The organism is Flaviramulus sp. BrNp1-15 (genome assembly GCF_022259695.1).
Taxonomy (GTDB): Bacteria; Bacteroidota; Bacteroidia; order Flavobacteriales; family Flavobacteriaceae; genus BrNp1-15.
Genome location: NZ_CP092099.1, coordinates 1,892,622 through 1,916,704, shown reverse-complemented (window position 1 = coordinate 1,916,704; position 24,083 = coordinate 1,892,622). Strand labels below are relative to the sequence as shown.

Genomic DNA, 24,083 nt, shown 5'->3' with positions numbered 1-24,083 from the left:
TTTAAAATGGATTCGTGTTTTATCGAATCCATTTTTTTATCTCAAAACAATTAGTTTTACTACTTTTACATTCTATTAAAAAAAAGATAAAAACATGTCTGTAGCCAAAAAAGAATATAAACGCATTACCGTAAAAACATTAGTAGATATGAAAGCCAATGGTGAAAAAATATCAATGCTAACAGCTTACGATTATACTATGGCAAAAATTGTTGACGGAGCTGGTGTAGATGTTATTTTGGTTGGTGATTCGGCTAGTAACGTTATGGCAGGACATGAAACAACACTGCCTATTACTTTAGACCAAATGATTTACCACGCATCATCTGTAATTCGTGCTATAAAAAGATCTTTAGTAGTAGTAGATTTACCCTTTGGTACTTACCAAAGTGACCCAAAAGAAGCCTTACGTTCTGCTATTAGAATTATGAAAGAATCTGGTGGGCATGCTGTAAAAATGGAAGGCGGTAAAGAAGTAAAAGAATCTATTAAGCGTATTTTAAATGCTGGTATTCCTGTTATGGGACATTTAGGATTAATTCCTCAATCTATCTATAAATTTGGAACTTACACCGTTCGTGCTAAAGAAGAGCAAGAAGCTGAACAGCTTATTGAAGATGCTAAAATGCTTGAACGCATAGGTTGTTTTGGTATTGTTTTAGAAAAAATACCTGCTAAACTAGCAAAACAGGTTGCAGAAAGTGTTAGCATTCCTATTATTGGTATTGGTGCTGGAAATGGTGTTGACGGACAAGTTTTAGTTTTACATGATATGCTGGGAATGACACATGAATTCAACCCTCGTTTTTTACGTCGTTATATGAATTTATATGAAGATATGACTACTGCCATTTCTCAATATGTAGATGATGTAAAAACTGTTGATTTCCCAAGTGATAAAGAACAATACTAATTGTGCCTAAAGTCCTTTCCAATAAATCAAATTTACAAGTTCTATTTGAGGACAATCACATCATAATTGTAAACAAACGCGCTGGTGATATTGTACAAGGAGATAAAACTGGTGACACACCACTTAGTGATGTTGTAAAAGAATATATAAAAGATAAATACAATAAACCTGGTAATGTATATTTAGGCACTGTGCATAGACTAGACAGACCAACTACAGGTCTTGTTATTTTCTCAAAAACAAGTAAAGCACTTCCTAGGCTTAATAAATTATTCTTATCAAAAGAGATTAAAAAAACATATTGGGCCATTGTTAAAAATGAACCGCCCAATACAGAAGACACCCTTATTCATTGGTTAAAAAAGAACCCAAAAAACAATAAATCCTACAGCCATTTAAAGGAAGTAGAAGGTAGCAAAAAAGCTATTCTTCATTATAAAACACTAAAGCAACTAGATAATTATTACCTCTTAGAAGTTAGTTTAGAAACGGGTAGACATCATCAAATTCGTTCTCAATTATCTAGTATTGGTTGTCCAATTAAAGGTGATTTAAAATATGGTTTTGACAGAAGTAATAAAGACGCTAGTATTCATTTACATGCAAGACAAATAGAATTTATCCATCCTGTTAAAAAAGAACCCGTTAATATTATTGCGCCTTTACCAAAAGATCCTGTTTGGGATGCTTGTATGTCTTAATTGATTATATTTAAAGAAAAACTTTTGAATACTATACCCAACATAATATCTGCTCAAAGAGCCCTTTTTAAATCTCAAAAAACAAAGTCTGTTTCGTTTAGACTATCATTGTTAAAGACTTTAAAAACAGAAATTCAATTAAGAGAGCAAGATATTTACGAGGCTTTAAAAAACGATTTTAACAAACCTGAATTTGAATCTTTTATAAGTGAATTTGGTTTGGTTATGTCTGAATTAAATTCTGCCATTAAAAATGTAAAAAAATGGTCTAAACCAGAGCGTGTAACATCATCGTTATTAACATTCCCATCAAAAGATTATATCTATAAAGAACCTTACGGTAATATATTAGTTATCGCTCCCTGGAACTACCCCTTTTTACTGGCAATCAACCCATTAATAATGGCTATTTCTGCAGGTAATACAGTGGTTTTAAAACCAAGCGAACTAACTATTAATACATCAAAATTACTCACAGAAATTATTGAAAAGGTCTTTACAAGTGAAGTTGTTGCATCTGTTGAAGGCGGTGTTGAAACGTCTACAGAACTACTAGCTCAAAAATGGGATTATATATTTTTTACCGGAAGTGTTCCTGTGGGTAAAATTGTTGCAAAAGCGGCCGCAAAACATTTAACACCTGTAACTTTAGAACTAGGTGGAAAATCGCCTTGTATTATTGATGATTCTGCTAACTTAAAATTAGTTGCAAAACGCCTAAGCTGGGGGAAATTTTTTAATGGTGGACAAACTTGTATTGCACCCGATTATGTAATTATTAAAGCGAATATTAAAGATAAATTTATTGAGCTTTTAAAAGCTGAAATAGTTACTAGATATGGTAATAACCCAAAAGAGTCAAAAAGTTTTCCTCGAATTATTAATAAAAAGAATGTTTTAAGACTCAAAAAAATGTTACATGACAGCACTATTGTTTTTGGCGGTGAAGTTGATGAAAATGAGTGCTACATTGCTCCTACTCTAATTGATAATCCCAGTTTAAACAGTGAAGTGATGCAAGATGAAATATTCGGACCCATTTTGCCTATTTTGTCTTACGAGAATGAAACTGATATAGAATCTATAATATGGAATTTTGAAAAACCATTATCGCTTTATGTGTTTTCAAACAAGAAAGCTTTTATAAAACATATAATTAGTAAATACAGTTTTGGTGGCGGTGTTGTAAATGACTCATTAATTCATTTTGGTAATGATAAATTACCTTTTGGAGGTGTTGGCGCAAGTGGTATGGGAAGTTATCATGGTAAATTTGGTTTTGATACGTTTTCACATAATAAATCCATTATAAAACGCGGGAATTGGCTTGACCCTTCAATGCGTTATGCACCTTACAAAGAAAATTTTGGATTAATAAAAAAACTGTTTAGCTACTTTTCTTGATTAGTTACTTTTAGTCATGTTGATATAAGGTACAATTGAGACATCTCGTAAAGAATTGAAATAACTTGTGTTATGTGATTTCTCCTATCGTCGAAATGACTATAATTTATCAAAAGGATAGTCTATTACTAATTTAACACCTTCATTAGGTTTAGATGTTAAATCTAGTTTAGCCTTTACTAGAGCCGCTCTACTTTTCATATTAATTAAACCAGAGCCTTTTTCAACGGTATCAATATCAAATCCTTTTCCATCATCTGTTGCTGTAATTACCAAACGATTTGGTTGATAATCCAAAGAAATGCTTAAGTTTTTTGCTTCGGAATATTTTACGGAATTTGATAAAAACTCTTGAAGAATTCTAAAAATAATAATTTCATGTTTTCGATTAACAAACTCAATCTTATCTCCTATTATTTTTAACTCAGCAGATGTGAACTTCATCTTTTTTAATCGATTCAATTCATTGGTAATAGATTTTTCAAAACCAATATTTAAAACCACTTCATTATTTAGGGTTTTAGATAATTGGCGTACTTCGGCTAAACTTTCTTTAAGCGCTTTAGAAGTATCTTTAAATTTGTCTTTTACATCATCTGCTACCTGCATTTTTAAAATACTAAGTTGCATACTGGCAAAAGACAATAACTGCCCAATATTATCATGTAATTCCCAACCAATATTTTTTAAAGTTTGCTCTTGAGTTTCTGTTTGTGCTTGCGCTATTTCTGCCTCAAAGGCTTGTTGTTGTTTTACACGTTCTAGAAGTAATTTGTTTTTTCGTTTTAAAAACACCACAAAAAATATAATAACTAATGTGGTTACAATAACTAAAACAGCTATCATATAAATCAATAAATATCTTTCTGAAGCTGTACTAGCTATTCGTTCTGTGGTCTGCACCATATTAAAGCAAATGTAAAAGTTAAATACATAAAAATATTAGCAAATAAATAAATTTGCCATTTTAAAAATACAAAATCCCAATCTGAGGTAAAAAAATACCTTTCAAAAAACCCAAGCGGTGTTATAATAAGCCACCAAATAAATATAGTAATACTAATATAAAAGTTTAGTGATTTGTAAAATACTAAAATGGTATCACTTAATAATATTTCTATGAAATAAAAAACAGTACATAAAAATATTATTAAAGCTCCAAACACACTAATTGGAGGTAGTGAGGTTTTAAAATAACTATCAAAATTTATAATAATATAGCCCACAGAAAATAATAAAAATGCATAACCACTATATTTTATAACACTTTTAAACTTTATATTCTTTATTATTTTGTTATAATAAAATGTATAAAAAACAATAGAAAATACGCTCCAAAACAAAGTATACCACCAGTAATTTTTTTGAAACAAAGTACCATCAAGAAAACTCAAAAACCCATCGTTTTTCACATATTTTGTATAACTACCCAAAGTATCACAAAGTGTAGAATAAAATAAAAAGTAGATAAAATATTTAGCTGTTGAATCTTTATATTTTCTATACAACAAAAGCCCTGTAAAAGCCGCTAAAGCTTCTACAGAATGAGTAACCAAGCTGTAATATTGTATAAGGAAATCATTCAAATTAATCGGAAATTAAATCGTGCTCTGGTTTACAAAATATTAAAGCAAATGTAAAGGTTAAATACATAAATAGATTTGAAAACAAGTAAATATAAGAGCGTATGTTCCAAAAACTGGCATCATTTCTATTGCCATCCATTTCATAAGTATGATAAATTTCATAAAAAACCAATGGGGTAATAACAAGCCACCACATAAAAATAGTAGCATTAATGTAAAAGTTTATAGATTTATGAAAGTATAAAATTCTTTCACTTTGCAAAATTTCGATGAAATAAAGAACAACACAAAGAAAAATTACAATACCACCTAAGATATCTATAACAGGGAAAAATGTGTGAAAAAATTCTTCAAAACGAATCAGGTAATAAATTATACAAAATATTAAAAAGCAATAACTTGAGTGTTTAATTATTAATTTAAAATATCTTGTTTTTAGAATTTTATGATAATAAAATGCATAAAACATTATTCCTCCAATAGACCAAAATAAATTATACCACCAGTGGTTTTTTTGAAATTTTGTACCAATTAAAAAATGTAGACTTCTGTCTGGTCTTACATATCTAACATACAATCCAAAATGTTCACAAAGACATATAATTATTAGAAACCAAATAAAGTATTTAACTGAAGTGTATTTATATTTTTTATATAAAATCAAGCCTGTAAAAGCTGCTAAAGTTTCTACAGAATGGGTAAGTAAGAAATAATATTGTATTAGAAAGTCCATTCAACTTAATCGGAAACTAAATCGTATTCAGGTTTACAGAATATTAAAGCGAATGTAAAAGTTAGATACATAATTATATTGGCGGACAAATACAAAAGTCTTCTTAATTTAATATAATCCCAATCTCTTTCATAAATACCAACTTCATAAGATGTATAGTTATCATAAAAAACTATGGGAGTAATAATTAACCACCAAACGAAAATGGCAGCACTGATATAAAAATTTAATGATTTATAAAACGTTAATACTTTTTCACTCTGAAGTATTTCAATAAAATAGAACACAGTGCAAAGAAAAACTATAATGGCTCCCAAAACACTTATTATAGGGAAGTAACTAACAAAAAAAGCTTTCCAATGAAACAAAATATAAATTATTGAAAAAATAAAAAAGGTGTAACTCGCCAACTTAACTATTTTATTAAAACGTTTATTTTTCAATATTTTACGATAATAAAATACAAAAAACATAATAGCTCCTATTTTCCAATATAATGTTGACCACCAATAGTTTTTCTCTATTAAAGATCCAACAAGAAAATTCAAAAACTTATCAGGAAAAACAAATCTTGTATAAGAGGCTAAAAATTCACATATATTCAAATAAACTAAAAATAGTATAAAATATTTTGAAATTGATTCTTTGTACTTTCTAAATAAAAACACACCTGTTAGAGCAGATATAACCTCTACCATGTGTGTTAATAAATAATAGTTTTTTAAAAAAAAATCTTGCACAGAAAATTTATTGGGGATATCCATTACTACCACCAACTCCATCATTCAACGGCGGCGCAGGAATATCTTCATCTTTAAAAACTGTAAAATTAGGTGCAATACTAGCTTTAGATACATTTTTATGACCCGTTGGTACAATGAACATCGTATTTCTATTTTTTCTTGGTGGTTTAGCATTTTTACCATAGTTACCTAAATATACTCTTACACCAGTCATTGTATATCCTAAAGTATCAGATTCCGCTTGAGCATAGGTTAAATACTCATTAATTTCATCTAAAGACCATGAAACTGAACGTGTTTTTTTTCTTGAACCTTCAACTTCCAGAAGCGAATCTATTTCGGTTTCGTTATTAGCTGCCCAATTATTGCTTAATTTTATAGCTTCCGTTACCGATATAGTGTCTTTCGGTGCTCTTACAATAACATCGGGTGCTCCAGACCGTTCTCGTGGACAAAAATAATAGGTTAATACGGCTCCAATAATAAATCCTAAAATAAGGTAGGCTAGTTTTTTCATGTTTCTAATTTAATTAATTAATAGTTAATAATAGCACTCTAAAAATAGTAAAAAAGTTTTAATATATGTAAGATTTAGTTTGTTAAAATTAAAATTCATCGATAAATTAAGTTGGAAATCCTAACATACTGCCCATGCCTATTGTAAACAACCAACAACCATAAATTGCATGCTCTATAGAAACTAATAATGTAGATTTTGTTTTATTATAAGTAATAGCAAATAATAATCCTCCAAGAAAGGTTAAAACAATTACTAATGCATTTTTGAAAAATATATGCCCTAACGAAAATACTACAGCGTTTATAAATATTAGAAATGATTTATTATTAAAAAGGTCATGGTATCTTTTAAAGAAAAAAGTTCTGTAAATTAATTCTTGGGGATACACTGAAAACAAACTATAAATAAACAATATTAAAATCCATAATTTGGGTTTATTTATTATGACATTAAACAGTGATTCTTTATCTGTTAAATAAACAAAACTTGATGTTATAGCAGCTATTATAAACAGCTTAACAATAGTTTCTTTCCAAAATAATTTCCAATTAAGGTTTGGTGCTATTTTAAATTTTTCTTTTTCCACTTTTAGTAGTGTATAAATAATATAAACAAACCCAATAAAGCCTAAGCTTAATTTTATCCAAACAGAATAATTTAACGCAAAACTTACAGGTAAAACAATAAAAATGATAAAAAACTCTAAACTCTTATAGCGTATTGAACTCATATTAAAAATTAATTGCTGTGGTATGCTTCACTTCATTTATAACAAACATACTATGTGTGCTTCCAATATGATTTATTGTAGTTAACTTATCTACCATAAATTCTCTAAAAGCTGCCATGTCTTTCACTAAAACTTTTAGCAAGTAATCATAATCGCCACTTATATGATAACATTCTAAAACCTCACTCAAATTTGCTACTTCGTTTTCGAATTTTATAACATAATCTTGTGAATGTTGCACCAACTTAACATGACAAAACACCACAAAATTTCTATTAATTTTTTCTTTGTTAATTAAAGCCACATATTTATTTATGAAGCCTTCTTTTTCAAGTTTTTTAATACGTTCATAAACAGCAGTTACAGAAAGGTTCAACTTATTAGAAAGCTCTTTATTAGTTTGTTTACTGTCTTGTTGTAAATACTCCAATAATCTTTTATCTGTGCTATCAAATATCATAATTGAAAATTTTTCATAAAAATAGTAATAAGTATTAATTCTAAAGTAAATTAATCTATTATTTTAAATAACTATAGTTTTATTTTCTACAAAATATCATTTGTGTTGTTTTTTATACTAAAATAATTAAATTTTGTAATAACTAAAACTCAGAACTCATGGCATTTAAACCCGCAAATAATATACAAGACTTACAATATTTTGGCGAATTTGGAGGTGTAAACCCCTCCATATCAGATTCATCTACTTACACTTTTCTATCTGCAAAAACAATGTTTGATACGTTTGAAGGAAATGCAGATGGTTGTTATTTATATTCTCGTCACTCCTCGCCTTCTAACTTATATTTAGGAGAAGCTTTAGCTGCTATGGAAGGTACAGAAACTGCAAATGTTGCTGCATCTGGTATGGGCGCTATTACACCTGTATTATTGCAATTATGTGGTGCTGGCGACCATATTGTTTCTAGCAGAACTATTTATGGAGGAACCTATGCATTCTTAAAAAACTTTATACCTCGTTTAAATATAGAGACATCTTTTGTAGACATTACAAATTTGGAAAGTGTTGAGGCAGCAATTACTAAAAACACTAAAGCTCTTTACTGTGAATCGGTTAGTAACCCGCTTCTAGAAGTTGCAGATATTAAAGGATTATCTGAAATTGCTAAACGCCATAACTTAAAATTAGTTGTAGATAATACATTTTCTCCTTTATCAATATCACCAGCTATATTAGGAGCAGATATTGTAATACATAGCTTAACAAAATTTATTAATGGTTCTAGTGATACTGTTGGTGGAGTTGTTTGCGGGACTCAAGAATTTATAAATGATTTACGTAATGTAAATTCTGGAGCTTCAATGCTTTTAGGTTCTACAATGGATAGTTTACGAGCGGCTTCAATTTTAAAAAACCTAAGAACATTGCATATTAGAATGCAACAACACAGTAAAAATGGTTTATTCCTTGCAGAAAAATTTGAAAAAGATGGTTTAAAAACGGTATATCCAGGATTAAAATCGCATCCTTCTCATGAATTATTTAAAACAATGATGAACCCTCAATATGGGTTTGGAAGTATGCTAACTATTGATGTTGGTTCATTAGAAAAAGCCAATGAATTAATGGAACTTATGCAAAACCGAAACCTTGGTTATTTGGCCGTTAGTTTAGGATTTTACAAAACGCTGTTTAGTGCTCCGGGAACTTCTACATCATCAGAAATTCCAGAAGAGGAACAAAAAACAATGGGTTTAAGCGATGGCTTAATTCGATTTTCAATAGGTTTAGATGCAGATATTGAACGTACTTACAAGATGATGCGTAAATGCATGGAGGAATTAAATATATTAGATTCAAAATTAAGAATTTGCTAAATCCCTTTCATACGAAGCCACATAGTGGTCATTATGTTATTAAAACCTTCAAATTTGGGTTCAAAAGGCTTCATATTTAGTCTATTTTCATCTTTGTAAAGTAATAAACTAAATACGGAAGAATTAGGGTTTGTTTCATCTAATAACGGATATCGTAAATCGTTATATGAATATTCATTGTTATCAATTTTATAAACACTGTAATATTGATTGCTAAACCAAGCCAGGTTTTTAATATCAATAAATTCTGAAGGAGGTAAATCTCTTTGTTTTGGTATCGATCTAAAATTTAAAAATCTATCTTTAGTATCAAATAAGGAATAATCGGCAACAAAATAAGAAGTATCTGTTTCTGCTATACCAAACCATAATACGTTATTAAAAATAGCTGGTTGAGTACTAAATCGAGTAGAACTTATTTTATTGTCTTTCAAAGATTTTTTAAATACCGAATCTATATATAACTTATTACCAAAGGTAAATAGCATATAAACAGAACTAATACCCAATCCTAATTTCAACCAAAAGCGTCTTTTAACAGAGGTTCTATTAAAAAACATAAGAGCAATCATGCAAATTAAAAACGGTAAGGTATACATAGGATCTACAACTGCAATGTTATTTAAAGCCACTCTATAATTGCTAAATGGTGCAAATAATTGTGTTCCGTAAGGTGTAAAGCAATCTAAAATAGGATGTGTAAATAAAGACCAGAAAAATAAACTAGTCCAATTTTTTTGAGTAGTTGTATGTAAACGTTGTCCTGAATTATATAATTTGTGTACTAACCAACCAAGTAAAAAAGCGCCTAAAACAGAAAACAATATAGAGTGCATAAACCCTCTATGAAATAACATGGCATCAATTTGATTGTTATAAAGCAGATTACCTACGTAAACATCTAAATCTGGAATTGTACCACCTATAACTCCATAAAATAAAGCTTTGTTACCAATTTTTTTTCCTAATACAGCTTCGCCACAAGCAGCGCCTAGTACAATTTGAGTTAGTGAATCCATTACAGCATCTAAAAATACAACTAAAATGAATTACTATTAAAAACTAAATTGATGAGGCAATTTTATATTTTAATTTAAACTGGTTTATTTTAGAGGTTATTTCGATAACATCCTTTTGAACTTGAGCTTTAATGTTCAAAATTTCTGCTATTTGCGTTTTGTTTTTATTGAATTTAGAATCGGCTTCAATTACAGATAAATAATTCAAAGTCTTTAAATGTCTGTTTAATTGAGTATTATACTTATCTAAAAGCATTCGTTTTTCACAATCTAAACGTTTAGTTTTTTTCTTTGTCCCTATATACTTTATAATGCGTGATTTGTTTTCATTTTCAAAACCATCTGAAGCGAAAAAAAAGGACTTCATCTTATCAAATCCAAGATAAGTAGCAAAATTACTAAGTGAAAATAGTATTGAGGCAAAAAAAAGTAGATTATTAAAAGGTGACATAATTTTGAGAGTAATAAATTAATTAAAAATGTTTCGCAACTATATATAAGACACAGAAGATGATATTCAGGTCACATATTTTTAAAAAATCAATAGAAATACTCCATTATTTGTATAAAAAACAAGATTATCGTAACATTACGGAAATAAATTTTCCTAATGCAAAAAGAAAAAAACATCTCCAACTTTAAAGCCGACAATCAAAACATTATTGAAAACACTGAATTAAATATATGGGAAGCTTTAATTCCTGTAATTATTTTAATGGGATTATTGGCTTACAACATTTTTTTTGCAGATGGCGAAATGTTTGGTGGGTATTCAAATCAAATTATTCTATTATTTGGAGGTCTTGTAGCTGCTATTGTTGGGGTTTTTAATAAAGTTTCGTTATCCATTATGCTTTCTGAAGTTTGGGAAAACCTAAAAAGCATTTTTGTGCCAGTTTTAATTTTACTATTAGTTGGTGCTTTAGCCGGAACATGGTTGGTTAGTGGCGTTATTCCTGCTATGGTATATTATGGGTTACAAGTGTTAAGTCCTTCTATATTTTTACCCGCATGTGTTATTATTTGTGCATTAATTTCTATTTCTACAGGAAGTTCTTGGACAACATCTGCAACCGTTGGTATTGCTTTAGTAGGTATTGGTACTGCCTTAGGTATAAATTCTGGTATGATTGCTGGGGCTGTTATTTCTGGAGCTTATTTTGGAGATAAAATGTCTCCTTTAAGCGATACTACAAATCTAGCGCCTGCAATTGCCGGAACAGATTTATTTACTCATATACGTTATATGACAATTACTACGGTGCCTACCATTATTGTGACTCTTATTGTTTTTGCAATATTAAGTGCAACTATTGATACATCTGGAAGTGCAGATGTTAGTAATTTAATAAACACTATCAGCATAACTTTTAATATTTCTCCATGGCTGTTTTTAGTTCCAGTAACAGTTATAGCATTAATATTAATGAAAACAAAACCCTTAATTGCTCTAGGTGCTGGGGTTTTAATTGCAGCTGTTTTCGCTTTTATTTTTCAACCTGAAATTTTAAATAATTTAAGCGATTCAAAAATAAGTTCCATATTCAACTCAATTTTAATTGATACAGAAATAGCTACTGATAATGAAAAATTGAATGAATTATTTTCTGCCGGCGGAATGAATGGTATGCTTTGGACCATTTACCTCATTATATGTGCTATGGTTTTTGGTGGTATTATGGATGGTATTGGAGCTTTATCCAAAATAACTAAGGTATTACTGTCGGTTGCTACTTCAATATTTGGGCTCTTTGCAAGTACAGTTATTAGTTGTTTAGGTTTAAACACAATTGCATCAGACCAATATTTAGCTATAGTTATACCTGGAAAAATGTTTAAAAAAGCATTCGAAGATAAAAATTTAGCCCCAGAAAATTTAAGTAGAACACTTGAAGATTCTGGAACTGTTACTTCTGTTTTAATTCCTTGGAATACTTGTGGCGCCTATCAATCTGGTGTTTTAGGTGTAGGTGTTGGCGAGTATTTTTTCTATGCTATTTTCAATTGGCTAAGTCCGTTTACTACATTACTGTTTGCTGCTCTTAGAATTAAAATCAAACAAATTACTACAAAATAAAAGGGTAACCTTCTCATTACCAACAATCATAAATAAATCCTATTACAGAATAGGTTTTTCAAATTTTAATGATGTTTTATATCCTCTAGTCACAGCGTACTTTTGCACACTTAAAAACAAAACAATAACATTTTTTAAACAAAAAACACATGGCTTTAGTAGGAAAAAAATTTCCAAATTTAAACGTTAATGCAATGAACGAAATGGGTGATACATTTAAACTCAACGTTCTAGAAGAAGCGGTAAATAATAACAAAAAAGTGGTTTTATTTTGGTACCCAAAAGACTTTACTTTTGTATGTCCAACAGAATTACATGCTTTTCAAGCTGCTTTAGGAGAATTTGAAAAAAGAAATACAGTAGTTATTGGAGCTTCATGTGATACTGCCGAAGTACATTTTGCATGGTTAAGTACTGCAAAAGATAATGGAGGAATTGAAGGTGTAACATATCCACTTTTAGCAGATTCAAACAGAAACTTAGCTTCAACATTAGGTATTTTAGATATTTCAAACGAAACTTATAACGAAGAAACTGGTGTTGTTACTGTTGATGGTGATAATGTAACTTACAGAGCTACATACATTATTGATGAAGAAGGTACAATTCAGCATGAAAGCATTAACAATATGCCTTTAGGTAGAAATGTAAATGAATACTTAAGAATTATTGATGCTTTAACTCACGTACAAGAAAAAGGAGAAGTTTGTCCTGCAAACTGGGAAGAAGGTAAAGAAGCTATGCAAGCTAATGCAAAAGGTACTGCAGAGTATTTAAAAGCACACTTAAACTAGTATTCGAGCTATGATAAAAGAATTAGATCAAGATAATTTAACAGATTTAGTATCTGAAAATGATACTGTAATTGTTCAGTATTCTGCAACTTGGTGTGGAAACTGTAGAATTATGAAACCTAAGTTTAAGAAGCTTGCTACCGAAAATGAAAATGTAACATTTGTAATGGCAGATGCAGAAAAATTTCCAAATTCAAGGCAATTAGCAACAGTAGATAATTTACCAACTTTTGCAACATTTAAAAAAGGTGAATTTGTTAATCAAGTACAAACCAATAAGTTTGACGTTTTAAAAGATTTAATTAATGAAGTTACCAGTAATTAAACACTTATCTCAATTTATTGAAGATAACGACGAAGACTTTTTAGTTGAAACTATTGAGACTTTAGAGAACCTTACAGAAGTGCCTTCGCTAAAAGATGAAGAACTTGATGTTATTGGAGAGCTAATCTCTAATATGTATGGTGCACTTGAAGTTAACAAAATGGTGAAAGACGGTACTCCAAAAAAGGAAGCATTAAATACTTTTATGTCTAGAGTACTTGGTTCTATTGATAAATAGAATTTTATTAAAACAAATAAAAAAACCACTTCAAATTTGAAGTGGTTTTTATTTTACACTCATTAATAACCTAGTTATTAAGCAATTCCACTAGATTACTAAACTTCTTTTCTGTAGCATAATCAAAAGCTGATTTACCGTTATTATCCTTTATTGATTTATCAGCACCATGGTCTAAAAGCAACTTAACAATATCTTCTTTACCATAAGTTGTGGCAAATATTAAAGGCGTAGTTCCATTGTTATTTACAGCATTAATATTAGCTCCGCTATGTATTAATTTATTAGCTATACTAACATTTCCCTTAAAACAAACCCCTATCAAAGCGGTGTTACCCAAAGCGTCTTTATCATCAACTTTTGCATTGTGTTCAAGAAGTGTTTTGGTTGCCTCTTCATTATCAAAATAAGTAGCAAAAATTAATGGAGTAAACCCTCGTGAGTCTTTAACATCAACCAGATTAGGATTTATACTTAACAAATTAACCAATTTACCATTATCGCCAGATCGTATGGCTTCAAAAAAAACATCTGCATCTGTCATATCTATTATTTTTAAATTAAAAAAGGAATGAGTTTTAGTCACCCACTCCTTTTTAAAAACTATTCAATCAATTCTTATTTTAAATCAAAACGATCTAAATCCATCACTTTAGCCCATGCTGCAACAAAATCTTTAACAAATTTTTCTTCGCCATCGTTTGCACCATAAACTTCAGCAACAGCTCTTAATTCTGTATTAGAACCAAAAATAAGATCAGCACGAGTTCCTTTAAATTTAACTTCTCCTGTTCTTCTATCTTTACCTTCAAAGAATCTATCATCTTCAGAGGTTGCACTCCAAGTAATTGCAAAATCAAGAATATTTGAAAAGAAATCATTAGTTAAACTTCCAACTTTGTTTGTAAACACACCATAATCAGAACCATCATAATTGGCACCAAGTACACGCATACCTCCTACTAGAGCTGTCATTTCTGGTATAGAAAGTGTCATTAAATTAGCACGGTCTACAAGTAAATCTTCAGCAGCAACTTGTACATCAGATCTCATATAATTTCTAAATCCGTCTGCTAATGGCTCTAAATAACCAAAAGATTCTAAATCTGTTTGTTCTTGAGATGCGTCTCCTCGTCCTTGAGAAAATGGAACTTTAATATTGTAACCTGCGTTTCCTGCAGCTTCTTCTACTGCTGCCACTCCACCAAGCACAATTAAATCTGCTATTGAAACAGTTCCGCTAAACTCTTTTTGAATGCCTTCGTAAACGTTTAGTACTTTTTGCAATTCAGCAGGATTATTAACTTCCCAATGTCTTTGTGGTTTCAATCTAATGCGAGCACCGTTAGCTCCACCTCGTTTATCTGAACCTCTAAATGTAGATGCAGAAGCCCAAGCTGTGGTTACTAATTGAGATATACTAAGTCCAGAAGCAAGAATCATCTTTTTTAGTGACTCAATATCAGAATCGCTTAACTTATAATTCACTTTAGGAACTGGGTCTTGCCATAACAACTCTTCTTTTGGCACTTCAGGACCTAAATAGCGGTCTACTGGTCCCATATCACGATGTGTTAATTTATACCATGCACGTGCAAAAGCTTCTTCAAAAGCTTTATGGTCTTTATGAAAACGTTTAGAAATTTCTAAATAGGTTGGATCCATTTTAAGTGCCATATCTGCAGTAGACATCATTAAGGCTTGTTTACCATTTGGGTCTCCAGCCTTTGGAGCCATACGAGCGTGCGAATCTGCCGTAGGTGTCCATTGATGAGCACCTGCTGGACTTTTAGTTAACTCCCAATCGTAATTCAATAAAACATCAAAATACTCATCATCCCAACGAGTTGGGTGTGGTGTCCAAGCACCTTCTAATCCACTAGTAATTGTATCATCTAAAACTCCTGTACCAAACGTATTTTTCCATCCTGTGCTCATTTCTTCAATTGAAGCTCCATGAGGTTCTGGTCCTACATACTTTTCTGCATCGGCAGCACCATGTGCTTTACCAAAAGTATGACCACCAGCAACTAAAGCAACAGTTTCTTCATCATTCATAGCCATACGACCAAAAGTTATCTTGATATCATGTGCCGATTTTAAAGGGTCTGGTTCTCCGTTTGGTCCTTCAGGGTTTACATAAATTAACCCCATGTGTGCAGCACCTAGATGTCCTTCTAAATCTCCATCACTTGTATCGTAACGATCATCATTATCTAACCATCCTGTTTCAGAACCCCAATAAACATCTTCTTCTGGTTGCCATACGTCTTCACGACCTCCTGCAAATCCAAAAGTTTTAAAGCCCATAGATTCTAATGCACAGTTACCCGCAAGAACCATTAAATCTGCCCAAGAAACTTTTTTTCCATATTTCTTTTTAACAGGCCATAATAATAAACGTGCTTTATCTAAATTTCCATTATCTGGCCAACTATTTAAAGGAGCAAAACGCTGTGTTCCAGAACCTGCACCTCCACGACCATCACCAACACGATAAGTACCTGCACTGTGCCACGCCATACGAATCATAAATGGTCCATAATGTCCATAATCTGCAGGCCACCAATCTTGCGAATCGGTCATTAAATTGATAACATCTTGTTTAAGTTCAGCAAAGTTTACACTGCTGAATTCTTTAGCATAATCAAAATCATCGTCCATTGGACTAGACTTAGTATCATGTTGACGTAAAATATTCAACTTTAATTCATTTGGCCACCAGTCGCGATTTCTTGTACCACCTCCTGCTGTTCGCTTTTGAGTACCACTTAAAAACGGACACTGACTTGCATCTGAATCATTTATCTCCCAAACATTACTTTGATCTTGAGAGCCTTTAGATTGATTGTAATTTTCCATATATGTTAGTTTATTAAAAAATATTTTATTGATTCTATAAATTTATGAAATTATCAGCTTTTAAAGTTGAATTCCTGTATTTTAAAAAATTATATTGTAATCGATAAAATTTATTTGAATATTTTTTTTGATAGTTTAAACAAATGATTTATTAACTTTCTAAAGAGGTAATTAATGTTGATGAAAAAATATAGAAACTAATTCTGCATGAAGTTTAATTATTATTATTTTTATCAAAACTTAAATATAATAAAATGGCAACAGTTACATTAAAAGGAAATAAAATACAAACTTCTGGAAACCTACCTAACATAGGATCAAAAGCACCAGATTTTAAATTAACAGCAACAGATTTATCAACAAAAAATTTAAACGATTTTGCTGGAAGTAAAGTTGTTTTAAATGTTTTCCCAAGTATAGACACTGGTACCTGTGCACAATCTGTTAGAGAATTTAATAGAGAAGCTAGCGAATTAGAAAACACAAAAGTACTTTGTATATCGCACGATTTACCGTTTGCACATGCTCGTTTTTGTGGTGCCGAAGGGTTAGATAATGTAATTAGCTTATCAGATTATAAAGATGGTAGCTTTGGTAAAGCATATGGTTTAAACTTTATTAATGGACCATTAGAAGCTTTACATTCTAGATGTGTTATTGTTTTAGATGAAAATGGTACCGTTTTATATACAGAACAAGTTGGAGAAATTGTAGACGAACCAAATTACAAAGCAGCTTTGGAAGCTCTATATTCTTAAAATGTTTTGATGTCTAAAAAAGAATCTTTCTTGGTCAACCGGCTAAAGAGTGTAGGGTATGCTTTTAAAGGTATGCTTTTACTCCTAAAAAATGAAGCTAGTATTAAAATACAATTTGTCATTGCTTTATTAGTTACGGCTGCGGGTTTTTATTTTAATATTTCTTCAAATGAATGGATTATACAATTTTTAGCCATTGGTTTAGTTATGAGTATTGAAGGTATAAACACAGCCATAGAAGAAATTGCAAATTTTATTCATCCAGGGCATCACGAAAAAATAGGTTTAATAAAAGATATTGCAGCGGGAGCAGTTTTTATTGCTTCTGTTTTTGCTGTAATTATTGGCTTTATAATTTATCTTCCAAAGATTTTTTAAAATACTCAGTACATAACTAGATAAATATATATCCCGATTTATATCGGGATTAACTCAACTTATTATTTTGTATGCATTGTTTTGCAATTTTTCAAAATAAAGTTTCGTTAACGTTAGTAATTTGTATTTTTGTTCAAACTAAAAAGCATTAATGGCTAAAAGTAAACCCAAGACTAAAAAAGCACCTAGAGAAAAAATTAAAATGCCTGGTTTTAACCTATCTAGCCAACAAAAATTGGTGTTAGGTAGCTTTCTGGTAATTTTTGGTATTTTACTTTGTATTGCTTTTATATCATTCTTTTTTACTGGTGAAGCAGACCAAAGTAGCTTATCTGAATTCACAAACAGAGATACAGAAACACAAAACTGGTTAAGTAAATCTGGGGCTTGGTTAAGCGACTTTTTTATTCAACGAGGTTTTGGTATTTCATCATTTATATTTTCTGGATTAATTTTCCTGTCTGGTGTTTATGTTTTAATGAACCTAAATAAATCAAAGCTTAGAAAACACTGGTTTTGGGGTATTTTAATTATAATTTGGCTATCCATTCTTTTTGGCTTTTTTAAAGACAAAAGCGATATTCTAGGAGGTACTATTGGCTATGAAGTTAATACATTTCTACAGGATTACATTGGCAAAATTGGCACTTCCCTCCTGCTTTTGTTTGGATTAATTACTTATTTAGCTATTAGATTTAAAGTAACTTTTGAAAGCATAACAAGACTTTTTAAATCGGCAAAAAAAGATATTAAAGATGAATTTTCAGATTTAAAAGGTGAAACTATCATTCCTTTGGATAATAACCTTTCTGAAGAAGCCGAAGCTATTAAAACTGCTTTCGATATTCCTTTAGATGATACAGCACCAACAAAACAAGAAAAGACCAAAATAAAAACTAAAGTTGAATCTGCTCCTCTAGAAGTTAATGTTGCTAAAGAAGAGGAAGAACCTGAGTTAGAAATAAAAGTTGAAGATGTAAAAGAAGAAGGTTCTGAAACTGATAACCTTGCAAATAAACTAGTTGAAGATTTCGGGCAGTTTGACCCAACACTAGAATTAGCTAAATATCAATTCCCTACGCTTGACTTATTAAAAAAATATGATACCGAAGGTATTACCATAAACCAAGACGAACTTGAAGAAAACAAAAACAAAATTGTTGAAACTTTAAGTAATTATAAAATTGGTATTGCAAGTATAAAAGCCACTATTGGACCAACAGTTACACTATATGAAATTGTTCCTGAAGCAGGTATTAGAATTTCTAAAATCAAGAATTTAGAAGATGATATTGCTTTGTCACTTTCTGCATTAGGTATTCGTATTATTGCTCCAATACCAGGTAAAGGAACCATAGGTATAGAAGTGCCTAATAAGAATTCTACTATAGTTTCCATGCGCTCTGTAATTGCATCAAAGAAATTTCAAAACTCAGAAATGCAACTTCCTATTGCTTTAGGAAAAACCATAAGCAACGAAACTTTTGTGGTAGATTTAGCAAAAATGCCTCACTTGCTTATGGCAGGTGCTACCGGACAAGGTAAATCGGTAGGATTGAATGCTGTTTTAACTTCGTTACTTTATAAAAAACATCCTGCTGAGGTGAAATTTATTTTAGTTGACCCTAAAAAAGTAGAGTTAACGCTTTTTAATAGAATTGAACGTCATTATTTAGCAAAACTTCCAGACAGTGAAGAAGCTATTATAACAGACAACACTAAAGTTATCAATACATTAAACTCACTTTGTATTGAAATGGATAACCGCTACGAACTTCTTAAAAATGCGATGTGTAGAAACATTGCAGAGTATAATGCTAAGTTTAAAGCCAGAAAATTAAATCCGAATGATGGTCATCAATATTTACCTTACATTGTTTTGGTAGTTGATGAGTTTGCAGATTTAATAATGACTGCTGGTAAAGAGGTTGAAACTCCAATTGCTCGATTAGCGCAATTAGCTCGTGCTATTGGTATTCACTTAATTATTGCTACGCAACGTCCGTCAGTTAATGTTATTACAGGTATTATAAAAGCTAATTTCCCTGCTCGTATTGCCTTTAGAGTAACGTCTAAAATAGATTCGAGAACAATTTTAGATGGCTCTGGAGCAGACCAACTTATAGGTCGTGGAGATATGCTTTACACCCAAGGTAATGATATGATTCGTATACAATGTGCATTTGTAGATACTCCAGAAGTTGAAAGGATTACAGATTATATTGGTTCGCAAAAAGCTTATCCTGAAGCTTATATGTTACCCGAATATGTTGGCGAAGAAAGTGGCACAAGTCTTGATATAGACATATCAGATAGAGATAAACTGTTTAAAGATGCAGCTATAGTTATTGTAACGGCGCAACAAGGTTCTGCCTCTTTATTGCAAAGAAAATTAAAATTGGGTTACAATAGAGCTGGTAGATTAATCGATCAATTGGAAGCCGCAGGAATTGTTGGATCTTTTGAAGGTAGTAAAGCTAGACAAGTTTTAGTTCCAGATTTAACAGCTCTCGATCAACTTTTAGAAAACGAAATATAATAAAACAACAACATGAAAAAATTTATAACACTATTATTAATTACTCTTTCTGTTAACATTTTTGCCCAAAACAAAGGCAAAGCTTTATTAAATGAAGTTTCAGAAAAGGTGAAGAGTTATGAAAATATTTCAATCGATTTTAAATATACCTTAGAAAACATTTCAGAAAACATTAAGCAAGAAACCAAAGGAGATGTGATAATGGAAGGTGAAAAATACAGATTAAATATTCTTGGAGTTACACGTTTATTTGATGGTAAAACCTTATACAGCATTAGTACCGAAGATGAAGAAGTTACTATTTCATCTGATAATGAAGATGAAAATGATGCTATTACACCAAGTAAAATGTTGTCATTTTATGAAGATGGATACATGTATGAACTTGATATTGTACAGAACATAAACGGTAGAAAAATTCAGTATGTAAAATTAATACCTATAGATTCTGATTCTGAAATTAAAAATATTCTTTTGGGTGTCGATACTCAAACAAAACATATTTACAATTTAATTCAAATTGGAAAAAACGGTACAAAAACAACACTTACTGTAAATTCTTTTAAAACAAATGAACCTATATCAAAAACCTTATTTACCTTTGATGCCAATAAATACAAAGATTTTTACATCAATAAATTAGATTAGGTTCGTTGAAACAAATATCAACAAATTTTAAAAACATCTTTTTAAAGATTTTAATACAAGAACGTAGTGGTTACACACGTTCTTTAATTATATAATGTCTTTGTTTAGTAATTGATTAGAGAAATTTAAACGTGTGAAAATACTAGACCGTTACATACTAACCACATATCTTAAAACTTTTGTCAGCGTGTTTGTTATTCTCATGCTGATATTTGTTTTACAAACCATTTGGCTTTATATAAAAGAGCTGGCTGGTAAAGATTTAGATATTATGGTTATTGTTAAGTTTTTGGTATACTTCATGCCAAAGCTTATTCCATTAGTATTACCACTTACTATACTTTTAGCATCCATTATGGTTTTTGGTAGTTTTGCCGAAAACTATGAGTTTGCAGCTATGAAATCTACGGGTATTTCATTACAGCGTGCCATGTCTGGACTAAGCGTTTTTATTGTAATACTAGCAGTAATTACCTTTTTCTTTTCAAATAATGTTATTCCTTGGGCAGAACTTAATTCTTATAATTTACGAAGAAATATTGCCAAATTAAAACCAGCTATGGCTATAGCAGAAGGACAATTTAACGAAATTGGAGCTTATAATATTAAAGCAGAAAAGAAAAAAGGCGATAAATTTTTAGAAAATGTTACTATTCATATAAAAGGTAGTAATAATCAAACAAATGCAACAGTTATAAAATCTAAAACAGGTGAGTTTGAAAGTAATGAAAATTCAAATGTTTTAAAGCTTATTCTTTTAGATGGTCATTATTATCATGATGTGTCTCCAAAAGATAGAAAGGCCCAAAACAAAAAACCTTTTGCAAAAAGTAGCTTTGAAAAGAAGATTATAAATATTGACTTATCTCAATTAAACAACGTAGATTTTGACGAAAAATCTCAAACTGATAAATACAACATGCTAGATGTTGTTGGGTTAAATAAAACTATAGATTCTCTTGTTAAAAAAAGTGAAGAAGATCATGAGTCATTCGCCAAAAATTTACTGCAAAGATCCAGTCTTGTAAATACAAAACTAAAAGATGATAGCCCTAAAGTTAAAGACTCTGTTTATTTAGGAAGTTTACTAGATGCTTTTGATACAAAAAAGAAAGTTGAACTACTCGATGTAACTATAAGATCATTATCTAGTTCTAAACAAATTATAACTTCAAAAGAAACTACTTTAAAAAATTCTAAAGAGTGGTTAAACAGACACATTATTTCTTTACATGAAAAATTTGCTTTAGGCTTTGCTTGTATAATTCTATTTTTTGTTGGTGCGCCATTGGGTGCCTTAATACGCAAAGGTGGTATTGGTTTGCCCATGGTAATTGCTATAATTTTATTTTTAACCTATCACTTTATAGGAATTTTTGCAACTAACAGTGCTAAAAAAGGAGGTTTTAACCCCATACTAGCCAGCTGGTTTTCTACGCTTATTATGTTGCCTCTAAGTATATTTTTAACTAAAAGAGCTACCGCAGATAAAAGTTTATTTGATTTTGACAGTATTATTGAGCCATTAAAAAAGGCTTTTAAAATTAAAGAGAAAAATAGTGTTGATTACAGATTTTTAGGTTCATACAAAAATGAAGAACTTATTAATGTAATAAATAACTATGAATCACTTGGTCATGATGAAGCCTGTAGATATGAAGCCTTAAAAGTTTTAGAAAATAGAGGTAATTCCATATCAGAATTAAGACAAATAGGTTTAACTATAAATAAAGATTATGATGCTTCTGAAACTATTATAAGTTCAGATTATAAACCACATAGTAAATTTGCAATTGTTTTATACGCTATAGGCATTGTATTACTTATCCTCCACTTTGTTTTTAAAAATAATAAATTGCCATCATTGGCATCGGCATCTATACAACTTAGTATTATGTCTTTAGTATTATTTGTAATTTATTATATTAAATCTTTATTCAATATTTTTAAGTTTTATACACAAATAAAAAAGAAAGAAAAAAAACCAAATCTTTTCCTTTTAATATTAGGGTTCCCTTTATATATGATTACCTATATGTTTTTAAATGAAAAAATAAAGGAAGACTTAAAACTAAATTGTTTAGAATCTTTAAAATAAGCAATATCTTTGCCTAATGATTGCAGAAACCATGACACAAAAAAAAGCTTCGAAGTTTAAATTAAATACTATACATGAGGCTATTGACGATATAAGAAACGGAAAAGTTATTATTGTTGTTGATGATGAAAACCGTGAAAATGAAGGTGATTTTTTAGCTGCTGCCGATAAAGTAACTCCAGAAATGATAAACTTTATGGCAACTCATGGTAGAGGCCTTATTTGTGCCCCTTTAACTGAAACCAGATGTAAAGAACTCGAACTTAATATGATGGTGCGTAATAATACCGACCCAATGGAAACTGCCTTTACAGTATCTGTTGATTTAAGAGGACATGGTGTTACTACAGGTATTTCTGCAAGCGATAGAGCAAAAACGGTTAAAGCCCTTATTAATGATAATACAAAACCTTTTGATTTAGCAAGACCTGGACATATCTTTCCTTTAGTAGCTAAAGAAGGTGGTGTTTTAAGACGTACAGGACATACAGAAGCTGCTATAGACTTTGCAAGATTAGCAGGATTACAACCTGCTGGTGTGATTGTAGAAATCATGAATGAAGATGGTTCTATGGCACGCTTGCCAGAACTTTATGAGGTTGCTAAAAAACTTGATTTAAAAATAGTATCTATTGAAGATTTAGTTGCATACAGAATGCAACATGACTCTTTAATTGAGAAAAAAGAAGATTTTCAAATAGAAACTCGTTTTGGAAGCTTTAGATTAAGAGCTTACAAACAAACCACTAATAATCAAATACATATTGCTTTAACAAAAGGTATTTGGAAAGACAATGAAGAAGTTTTAACTCGCATAAACTCTACATTGATAAATAACGATATTTTAGGTACACTAACTAATAATATAGATGTACAATTAGATAATATGTTTAAAGTTATTAATGATGAAGGTAAAGGTGCTATTATCTTTATTAATCAAGAATCTCAATCTATGAATATCTTGAACAGATTGTCTTTTTTAAAAGAGAACCAACAACCTAGCAAAATTGTAAAAGCACCCAGAATTAATATGGACAATAGAGATTTTGGTATTGGTGCGCAAATACTTCATGATTTAAACATACATAAGCTTCGTTTAATTTCTAATACAGAACAAACTAAACGTGTTGGTTTAATTGGTTATGGTTTAGAAATTGTTGATTATGTGAAGTATTAAA

General features: G+C 30.4%; 25 protein-coding genes. 14 read left to right on the top strand and 11 right to left on the bottom strand.

The genetic code is table 11. The annotated features are described in order from the left end of the window. Positions 1–94 precede the first annotated feature (94 nt). Genes panB through MBM09_RS08535 form a run of 3 tightly spaced genes read left to right on the top strand, consistent with a single transcriptional unit; the run spans position 95 to position 3,018 of the window. Positions 95–913, top strand: coding sequence for a 3-methyl-2-oxobutanoate hydroxymethyltransferase (gene panB, locus MBM09_RS08545; protein ID WP_238673285.1), 819 nt, complete (start codon positions 95–97; stop codon positions 911–913). A gap of 2 nt (positions 914–915) precedes the next feature. Further along, positions 916–1,614, top strand: a complete 699-nt coding sequence (locus MBM09_RS08540; RefSeq protein WP_238673284.1) for an RluA family pseudouridine synthase — start codon at positions 916–918, stop codon at positions 1,612–1,614. 33 nt (positions 1,615–1,647) lie between these two features. Continuing rightward, a complete protein-coding gene (locus MBM09_RS08535; RefSeq protein WP_370569728.1) occupies positions 1,648–3,018 on the top strand; it encodes an aldehyde dehydrogenase in 1,371 nt (456 codons plus the stop codon). 99 nt (positions 3,019–3,117) lie between these two features. Here the strand turns inward: MBM09_RS08535 and MBM09_RS08530 are convergent, their stop codons facing one another. The 7 genes from MBM09_RS08530 to MBM09_RS08500 all read right to left on the bottom strand — a co-directional run bounded on the left by MBM09_RS08530 (position 3,118) and on the right by MBM09_RS08500 (position 7,790). Continuing rightward, positions 3,118–3,924 (bottom strand): sensor histidine kinase, encoded by an 807-nt coding sequence (locus MBM09_RS08530; RefSeq protein WP_238673282.1) that lies wholly within the window; start codon positions 3,922–3,924, stop codon positions 3,118–3,120. Continuing rightward, positions 3,900–4,604: a hypothetical protein gene (locus tag MBM09_RS08525; protein ID WP_238673281.1), complete on the bottom strand. Its 705-nt coding sequence runs from the start codon at positions 4,602–4,604 to the stop codon at positions 3,900–3,902. Before MBM09_RS08525 ends, MBM09_RS08530 begins: the two co-directional genes overlap by 25 nt. A 1-nt stretch (position 4,605) precedes the next feature. Beyond that, positions 4,606–5,337: a hypothetical protein gene (locus tag MBM09_RS08520; protein ID WP_238673280.1), complete on the bottom strand. Its 732-nt coding sequence runs from the start codon at positions 5,335–5,337 to the stop codon at positions 4,606–4,608. Positions 5,338–5,342: 5 nt separating this feature from the next. After that, a complete protein-coding gene (locus MBM09_RS08515) occupies positions 5,343–6,035 on the bottom strand; it encodes a hypothetical protein (RefSeq protein ID WP_238673279.1) in 693 nt (230 codons plus the stop codon). A gap of 49 nt (positions 6,036–6,084) precedes the next feature. Continuing rightward, the gene (locus MBM09_RS08510) at positions 6,085–6,597 is read right to left on the bottom strand and encodes a hypothetical protein (RefSeq protein ID WP_238673278.1); all 513 of its coding nucleotides are present in this window, start codon (positions 6,595–6,597) and stop codon (positions 6,085–6,087) included. 106 nt (positions 6,598–6,703) lie between these two features. After that, entirely contained in the window at positions 6,704–7,330 is a 627-nt protein-coding gene (locus MBM09_RS08505; protein WP_238673277.1) for a CPBP family intramembrane glutamic endopeptidase, read from the bottom strand. 1 nt (position 7,331) lies between these two features. After that, on the bottom strand, positions 7,332–7,790 hold the full coding sequence (locus MBM09_RS08500; protein WP_238673276.1) for an Lrp/AsnC family transcriptional regulator: 459 nt from the start codon (positions 7,788–7,790) through the stop codon (positions 7,332–7,334). Positions 7,791–7,948: 158 nt separating this feature from the next. On the opposite strand from MBM09_RS08500, the gene MBM09_RS08495 reads away from it, so the two are divergent. Further along, entirely contained in the window at positions 7,949–9,169 is a 1,221-nt protein-coding gene (locus tag MBM09_RS08495) for an aminotransferase class I/II-fold pyridoxal phosphate-dependent enzyme (protein ID WP_238673275.1), read from the top strand. On the opposite strand, the gene MBM09_RS08490 is transcribed toward MBM09_RS08495, so the two are convergent. Next, a complete protein-coding gene (locus tag MBM09_RS08490) occupies positions 9,166–10,188 on the bottom strand; it encodes a metal-dependent hydrolase (protein WP_238673274.1) in 1,023 nt (340 codons plus the stop codon). The two genes, MBM09_RS08495 and MBM09_RS08490, sit on opposite strands and share 4 nt — an antisense overlap. A 43-nt stretch (positions 10,189–10,231) precedes the next feature. Continuing rightward, positions 10,232–10,555, bottom strand: a complete 324-nt coding sequence (locus MBM09_RS08485) for a hypothetical protein (RefSeq protein ID WP_238673273.1) — start codon at positions 10,553–10,555, stop codon at positions 10,232–10,234. A gap of 243 nt (positions 10,556–10,798) precedes the next feature. Between MBM09_RS08485 and nhaC the strand changes: the two genes are divergently transcribed. The 4 genes from nhaC to MBM09_RS08465 all read left to right on the top strand — a co-directional run bounded on the left by nhaC (position 10,799) and on the right by MBM09_RS08465 (position 13,622). Next, the gene (nhaC, locus tag MBM09_RS08480; protein ID WP_238673272.1) at positions 10,799–12,265 is read left to right on the top strand and encodes a Na+/H+ antiporter NhaC; all 1,467 of its coding nucleotides are present in this window, start codon (positions 10,799–10,801) and stop codon (positions 12,263–12,265) included. 149 nt (positions 12,266–12,414) lie between these two features. Then, on the top strand, positions 12,415–13,059 hold the full coding sequence (locus MBM09_RS08475) for a peroxiredoxin (protein WP_238673271.1): 645 nt from the start codon (positions 12,415–12,417) through the stop codon (positions 13,057–13,059). A 10-nt stretch (positions 13,060–13,069) separates the two neighbouring features. Beyond that, positions 13,070–13,384, top strand: a complete 315-nt coding sequence (locus MBM09_RS08470; RefSeq protein WP_238673270.1) for a co-chaperone YbbN — start codon at positions 13,070–13,072, stop codon at positions 13,382–13,384. Beyond that, on the top strand, positions 13,365–13,622 hold the full coding sequence (locus MBM09_RS08465; protein WP_238673269.1) for a hypothetical protein: 258 nt from the start codon (positions 13,365–13,367) through the stop codon (positions 13,620–13,622). The genes MBM09_RS08470 and MBM09_RS08465 overlap by 20 nt, the downstream gene beginning before the upstream one ends. Before the next feature lie 70 nt (positions 13,623–13,692). On the opposite strand, the gene MBM09_RS08460 is transcribed toward MBM09_RS08465, so the two are convergent. Both MBM09_RS08460 and katG read right to left on the bottom strand, forming a co-directional pair. Beyond that, positions 13,693–14,166 (bottom strand): ankyrin repeat domain-containing protein, encoded by a 474-nt coding sequence (locus MBM09_RS08460; protein ID WP_238673268.1) that lies wholly within the window; start codon positions 14,164–14,166, stop codon positions 13,693–13,695. A 74-nt stretch (positions 14,167–14,240) separates the two neighbouring features. Further along, positions 14,241–16,484 (bottom strand): catalase/peroxidase HPI, encoded by a 2,244-nt coding sequence (gene katG, locus MBM09_RS08455; protein WP_238673267.1) that lies wholly within the window; start codon positions 16,482–16,484, stop codon positions 14,241–14,243. A gap of 254 nt (positions 16,485–16,738) precedes the next feature. Between katG and tpx the strand changes: the two genes are divergently transcribed. The 6 genes from tpx (at position 16,739) to ribB (ending at position 24,082) form a co-directional block, all read left to right on the top strand. Beyond that, positions 16,739–17,242: a thiol peroxidase gene (gene tpx, locus MBM09_RS08450; protein ID WP_238673266.1), complete on the top strand. Its 504-nt coding sequence runs from the start codon at positions 16,739–16,741 to the stop codon at positions 17,240–17,242. 9 nt (positions 17,243–17,251) lie between these two features. Then, positions 17,252–17,620 carry a diacylglycerol kinase gene (locus MBM09_RS08445; RefSeq protein ID WP_238673265.1) on the top strand — a complete coding sequence of 123 codons (369 nt, stop codon included), beginning with the start codon at positions 17,252–17,254 and terminating at the stop codon, positions 17,618–17,620. Between the two features lie 151 nt (positions 17,621–17,771). After that, positions 17,772–20,159 (top strand): DNA translocase FtsK, encoded by a 2,388-nt coding sequence (locus tag MBM09_RS08440; RefSeq protein WP_238673264.1) that lies wholly within the window; start codon positions 17,772–17,774, stop codon positions 20,157–20,159. A 12-nt stretch (positions 20,160–20,171) separates the two neighbouring features. Next, positions 20,172–20,807 carry an outer membrane lipoprotein carrier protein LolA gene (locus MBM09_RS08435; RefSeq protein ID WP_238673263.1) on the top strand — a complete coding sequence of 212 codons (636 nt, stop codon included), beginning with the start codon at positions 20,172–20,174 and terminating at the stop codon, positions 20,805–20,807. A gap of 187 nt (positions 20,808–20,994) precedes the next feature. Beyond that, a complete protein-coding gene (locus MBM09_RS08430) occupies positions 20,995–22,905 on the top strand; it encodes an LptF/LptG family permease (RefSeq protein ID WP_370569640.1) in 1,911 nt (636 codons plus the stop codon). Positions 22,906–22,921: 16 nt separating this feature from the next. Next, entirely contained in the window at positions 22,922–24,082 is a 1,161-nt protein-coding gene (ribB, locus tag MBM09_RS08425) for a 3,4-dihydroxy-2-butanone-4-phosphate synthase (RefSeq protein ID WP_238673262.1), read from the top strand. Position 24,083: the final 1 nt, after the last annotated feature.

What these genes read in the sequence shown, in the direction of transcription:
- panB (WP_238673285.1), top strand. Translation starts at nt 95, where the DNA reads ATGTCTGTAGCCAAAAAAGAATATAAACGCATTACCGTAAAAACATTA.
- MBM09_RS08530 (WP_238673282.1), bottom strand. Translation starts at nt 3,924, where the DNA reads ATGGTGCAGACCACAGAACGAATAGCTAGTACAGCTTCAGAAAGATAT.
- MBM09_RS08520 (WP_238673280.1), bottom strand. Translation starts at nt 5,337, where the DNA reads ATGGACTTTCTAATACAATATTATTTCTTACTTACCCATTCTGTAGAA.
- MBM09_RS08515 (WP_238673279.1), bottom strand. Translation starts at nt 6,035, where the DNA reads ATGGTAGAGGTTATATCTGCTCTAACAGGTGTGTTTTTATTTAGAAAG.
- MBM09_RS08510 (WP_238673278.1), bottom strand. Translation starts at nt 6,597, where the DNA reads ATGAAAAAACTAGCCTACCTTATTTTAGGATTTATTATTGGAGCCGTA.
- MBM09_RS08505 (WP_238673277.1), bottom strand. Translation starts at nt 7,330, where the DNA reads ATGAGTTCAATACGCTATAAGAGTTTAGAGTTTTTTATCATTTTTATT.
- MBM09_RS08500 (WP_238673276.1), bottom strand. Translation starts at nt 7,790, where the DNA reads ATGATATTTGATAGCACAGATAAAAGATTATTGGAGTATTTACAACAA.
- MBM09_RS08495 (WP_238673275.1), top strand. Translation starts at nt 7,949, where the DNA reads ATGGCATTTAAACCCGCAAATAATATACAAGACTTACAATATTTTGGC.
- MBM09_RS08490 (WP_238673274.1), bottom strand. Translation starts at nt 10,188, where the DNA reads ATGGATTCACTAACTCAAATTGTACTAGGCGCTGCTTGTGGCGAAGCT.
- MBM09_RS08485 (WP_238673273.1), bottom strand. Translation starts at nt 10,555, where the DNA reads ATGAAGTCCTTTTTTTTCGCTTCAGATGGTTTTGAAAATGAAAACAAA.
- nhaC (WP_238673272.1), top strand. Translation starts at nt 10,799, where the DNA reads ATGCAAAAAGAAAAAAACATCTCCAACTTTAAAGCCGACAATCAAAAC.
- MBM09_RS08475 (WP_238673271.1), top strand. Translation starts at nt 12,415, where the DNA reads ATGGCTTTAGTAGGAAAAAAATTTCCAAATTTAAACGTTAATGCAATG.
- MBM09_RS08470 (WP_238673270.1), top strand. Translation starts at nt 13,070, where the DNA reads ATGATAAAAGAATTAGATCAAGATAATTTAACAGATTTAGTATCTGAA.
- MBM09_RS08465 (WP_238673269.1), top strand. Translation starts at nt 13,365, where the DNA reads ATGAAGTTACCAGTAATTAAACACTTATCTCAATTTATTGAAGATAAC.
- MBM09_RS08460 (WP_238673268.1), bottom strand. Translation starts at nt 14,166, where the DNA reads ATGACAGATGCAGATGTTTTTTTTGAAGCCATACGATCTGGCGATAAT.
- katG (WP_238673267.1), bottom strand. Translation starts at nt 16,484, where the DNA reads ATGGAAAATTACAATCAATCTAAAGGCTCTCAAGATCAAAGTAATGTT.
- tpx (WP_238673266.1), top strand. Translation starts at nt 16,739, where the DNA reads ATGGCAACAGTTACATTAAAAGGAAATAAAATACAAACTTCTGGAAAC.
- MBM09_RS08445 (WP_238673265.1), top strand. Translation starts at nt 17,252, where the DNA reads ATGTCTAAAAAAGAATCTTTCTTGGTCAACCGGCTAAAGAGTGTAGGG.
- MBM09_RS08440 (WP_238673264.1), top strand. Translation starts at nt 17,772, where the DNA reads ATGGCTAAAAGTAAACCCAAGACTAAAAAAGCACCTAGAGAAAAAATT.
- MBM09_RS08435 (WP_238673263.1), top strand. Translation starts at nt 20,172, where the DNA reads ATGAAAAAATTTATAACACTATTATTAATTACTCTTTCTGTTAACATT.
- ribB (WP_238673262.1), top strand. Translation starts at nt 22,922, where the DNA reads ATGATTGCAGAAACCATGACACAAAAAAAAGCTTCGAAGTTTAAATTA.